Origin of the sequence: Azospirillum sp. B506 (assembly GCF_000333595.1) — a bacterium.
Classification (GTDB): domain Bacteria; phylum Pseudomonadota; class Alphaproteobacteria; order Azospirillales; family Azospirillaceae; genus Azospirillum.
In genome coordinates this window covers 1-3,949 of sequence record NZ_BADK01000388.1, presented here as the reverse complement: position 1 = coordinate 3,949, position 3,949 = coordinate 1, and the positions used below count along the sequence as shown (strand labels likewise).

3 protein-coding genes are annotated in these 3,949 nt (G+C 70.6%); all 3 read left to right on the top strand.

Annotation, left to right across the window (positions count from 1 at the left end; all coding sequences use genetic code 11):
- Positions 1–272: 272 nt before the first annotated feature.
- Entirely contained in the window at positions 273–1,655 is a 1,383-nt protein-coding gene (locus tag I71_RS11875) for a murein hydrolase activator EnvC (protein ID WP_244433778.1), read from the top strand.
- Positions 1,656–3,092, top strand: a complete 1,437-nt coding sequence (locus tag I71_RS11870) for a S41 family peptidase (RefSeq protein ID WP_042695067.1) — start codon at positions 1,656–1,658, stop codon at positions 3,090–3,092.
- Positions 3,093–3,101: 9 nt separating this feature from the next.
- Positions 3,102–3,949, top strand: an 848-nt coding sequence (locus I71_RS11865) for a divergent polysaccharide deacetylase family protein (RefSeq protein ID WP_244433777.1), incomplete at its 3' end; no start/stop codon positions are given.

The following is a 3,949-nucleotide window of genomic DNA, read 5'->3' as shown; positions in this document are numbered from 1 at the left end:
GGAGATGACCGGCCGCAACCTGTCTGGTCCGCACCGCCGCCCGCGCGGCGGCGGAATAACGGATGGCGCCCGTCCCCTTCGTGCTTGAATCCCCCTCTCCCCCCCGGGGAGAGGGTCGGGGTGAGGGGGGCGCGTGGCGTGGAGGTGCAACGGGGGTGGGGCGAGGCTCGGCTTTTCGGCCAACGTCACGGAGCGCATCCCCCTCACCCAGCCCTCTCCCCAGGGGGGAGAGGGTATCCGCAGGGGAGAGGATATACGGGGCGGGAGAGGGATTGCTCGCCGGCATCGTCATCGCCGCCGGCCTGATCCTCACCCAGCCGGCGAATGCCCAGAGCGAAGCCCCCAAGGATACGCTGAAGCGCGTCGAGCAGCAGCTCCAGACCGGCAAGCAACGCCAGCAGCAGTTGGAGCGCCAATCCCAGGCGCTTCAGAGCGAACTCGACACCCTGCGCGGCCGGCTGATCGCGCTGGCCGATCAGGCGCGCGGTCAGGAGCAGACGCTCGATCAGCTGGAGGACACGCTCACCACGCTCGAAGCAGAGGAGCGCGAGCGTTCCGCCGGTCTCGACGCCGAGCGCCAGCAGATCGCCACCCTGCTGGCCGCCCTCCAGCGACTGGCGCGCATCCCGCCGGAGGCGGCGCTGGCGCGGCCGGAAAGCCCGGTCGATACCTTGCGGTCCGCCCTGCTGCTGCGCGATGCCGTACCGGCGCTGAAGGCGCGGGCCGATGCGCTGGCCCAGGCGCTGAGCGGGCTGGCCGACACCCGCGGCAAGCTGGTCGACCAACGCTCCAAGGCGCTGGCGGCACGGGTGGCGCTGACCGAAAAACAGGACGAGATGAACCGCCTGATCGCCCGGCGCGAGGAGCTGTCGCGCCAGACGGAGGAGGAGCGTGTCCAGGTCGGCCAGCGCATGGCGGAGCTGTCGGGGCAGGCCACCGACCTGCGCCAGCTGATGGAGCGGGTCGAGGCCGAACGCCGCGCCGCCATCGAAGCTGCCGCCCGCCGTGAAGCCGAGCGGCGTGAGGCGGAGCGCAAGGAAGCCGCCAAACGTGAGGCGGAGAAGCGCGAGGCCGAACGCCGCCTCGCCGCCCAGAAGGAAGCCGAGCGCAAGGAGGCCGAACGCAAGCTGGCCGAACTGCGCGCCGCCGAACAGAAAATCGCCGAACAGAAGGCCGCTGAGGAAAAGCGGGCGAAGGACGAAGCGGCCAGGGAAGCGGCGCGTGAGCGCGAGCTGGCCGCGAAGTCGCCGGACGGCCCGCCGGCCGTCTCCGGCATGGTGCTGCCCGCCGCCGGCAGGCTGACGACCCGCTTCGGCGAGGCCGACCGCTATGGCGCCACCAGCCGTGGCGTGACCGTCCAAACCCGCGCCGGGGCCGCCGTGGTGGCGCCGCGCGGCGGCACGATCGTGTTCGCCGGGCCCTTCAAGGGCTATGGCCTCATCTTGATCGTGGAACATGGCAACGGATATCATAGTTTGATTGCGGGTTTGGGCCGGATCGAAACGGCCGTCGGGCGTAAGGTGGCCAGCGGGGAACCGCTGGCGGTCATGCCGCCGGACGGCAATCCGGATCTCTATTTCGAGCTGCGACGAAACGGCCAGCCGATCAATCCGCAACGCGGGTTCGGCGCCCCGGAGGGGAAAGGACAAGGGTAGATGAGGATGATCAAGCGTGCCGCCACGGCGGCAGCTCTGGTGTTTCTGGGCGCCGGCGTCGCCACCGTCACCGCGCAGTCCAGCAATTCGTCGGACACCTACCGGCAGCTGAACCTGTTCGGCGACGTCTTCGAGCGCGTCCGCGCCGAATATGTCGAGCCGGTGACCGACGAACAGCTGATCGAATCGGCGATCAACGGGATGCTGACCTCGCTCGACCCGCATTCCAGCTATCTGAACAAGAAAAGCTTCCAGGACATGCAGGTCCAGACCCGCGGCGAGTTCGGCGGGCTGGGCATCGAGGTGACGATGGAGAACGGCCTGGTGAAGGTCGTCTCGCCCATCGACGACACCCCGGCCTTCCGCGCCGGCCTGCAGCCGGGCGACCTGATCGTCCAGCTGAACGGCGAGGCGGTGATGGGCCTCAGCCTGAACGAGGCGGTGGAGAAGATGCGCGGCCCCGTCGGCAGCGAGCTGAAGGTCACCGTCCGCCGCGGCGAGGCGGGCGAGCCCTTCACCGTGTCGCTGACCCGCGCCGTCATCAAGGTCCAGTCGGTCCGCTTCCGCACCGAAGGCGACATCGGCTATGTCCGCATCACCAGCTTCAACGAGCAGACGCAGAGCGGGCTGGAGAAGGCGATCGCTTCGATCCAGCAGCAGTTGGGCGACAAGCTGAAGGGTTTCGTGCTCGACCTGCGCAACAATCCGGGCGGTTTGCTCGACCAGGCGGTCTCGGTCTCCGACACCTTCCTGGAGAAGGGCGAGATCGTGTCGACCCGTGGCCGGCGGGCGGAGGAGGGCACCCGCTTCAACGCCAAGCCGGGCGACCTGATCAAGGGCCTGCCGCTGGTGGTGCTGATCAACGGCGGTTCGGCTTCGGCCTCGGAGATCGTCGCCGGCGCCTTGCAGGACCACAAGCGCGCGATCATCATGGGCACCCAGAGCTTCGGCAAGGGATCGGTGCAGACCATCATCCCGCTGCCCGGCCATGGCGCCATGCGGCTGACCACGGCGCGCTACTACACGCCCTCGGGCCGTTCGATCCAGCAGCTCGGCATCACCCCGGACATCGAGGTCCATGTCGCCAAGGTGGAGGATCTGGACAGGAACGTCATCCGCCGCCGCGAGGCCGATCTGAAGGGGGCGCTGGTCAATCCCGATGCCGCCAACAAGGCGCCGCGTCCGGCCACCACCAACCCGGCCGCTCCGGGCACGCCCGCGGCACCGAACCCGGCGGCGCCCGCGCCAGGGCCGGGGGCCGGTGCTGCGCCCGGTGCGGCTCCGGCAGCTCCTGGGGCGGCTCCCGGGGCGGCCCCGGCTCCGGCCGAAGGCGCTGCGGCGGAGGGTGCCGAGCCGCCCTTCGACTTCCAGCTCGCCCGCGCGCTGGATCTGCTGCGTGGCGTCGCCCTGTTCCAGCAGCGCTCCGCCGCGCGCTGACCGGAGCGGATGACGGTGAAGGCTCCCGCCCTGTTCGGTCGTCTGCGGTTCGATGTCCGGGGATTGCGCCCCGGACTCGGCTGGCTGCGCCGTTTCCGCCGCCGCGGAGACGGCATGGCGGGAGAGCCACGCAAGCCGTTCTCCCGGCCCCTGCTGGCCGCCGTCGCACTGGTGGCGGTCGCCTATGCCGGGTTGGCTGGGTGGCTGGCGTTGAACGCGGAGGCGACGCGGGAGGCTTGGCAGGCGTCGATCCCGTCGGCAACGGTGGCGGCCGCCCCGCCGCCGCCGCCACCGGCGCCCGAGCCCAAGGCGGCCGCATCCGCGGGGCCTGCGCCCCTGCCGACCGACGCCGCTCCGCTGCCCCTGCCGGGTGTTCCGGCGGCTGCGGTGACCCTGGTTCCGGCCCCGGTGCCGGGGCTGGTGGAGGACAGCCGGAACGGTCCGCTGCCGCGCATCGCCCAGGACGGGCGCAAGCCCTGGCAGGTCTATGCCCGGCCCTTCCCGGCGACCGACAAGCGGCCGCGCGTCGCCATCGTGATGTCGGACCTGGGGCTGAGCGGCGTCACCACCGGCAATGCGCTGGCAAAGCTTTCGCCCGGCATCACGCTGGCATTCCTGCCCTATGCCGAGCGGCTGGACGACTGGATTGAGCGCGCCCGCACCAAGGGTCACGAGGTGATGCTGTCGGTGCCGATGGAGCCGCTGAACTATCCGCGCGACGACCCCGGCCCGAATGCGCTGCTGACCATGCTCGGCCCCGACCGCAATGTCGAACGGCTGGAATGGTCGCTGGGCAAGGCGGTGGGCTATGTCGGCATCACCAGCACCACTGGCAGCAAATTCACCGCCAACCCGGC

Excerpts from the sequence above, each read along its gene's own strand:
- I71_RS11870 (WP_042695067.1), top strand. The coding sequence starts at position 1,656 with ATGAGGATGATCAAGCGTGCCGCCACGGCGGCAGCTCTGGTGTTTCTG.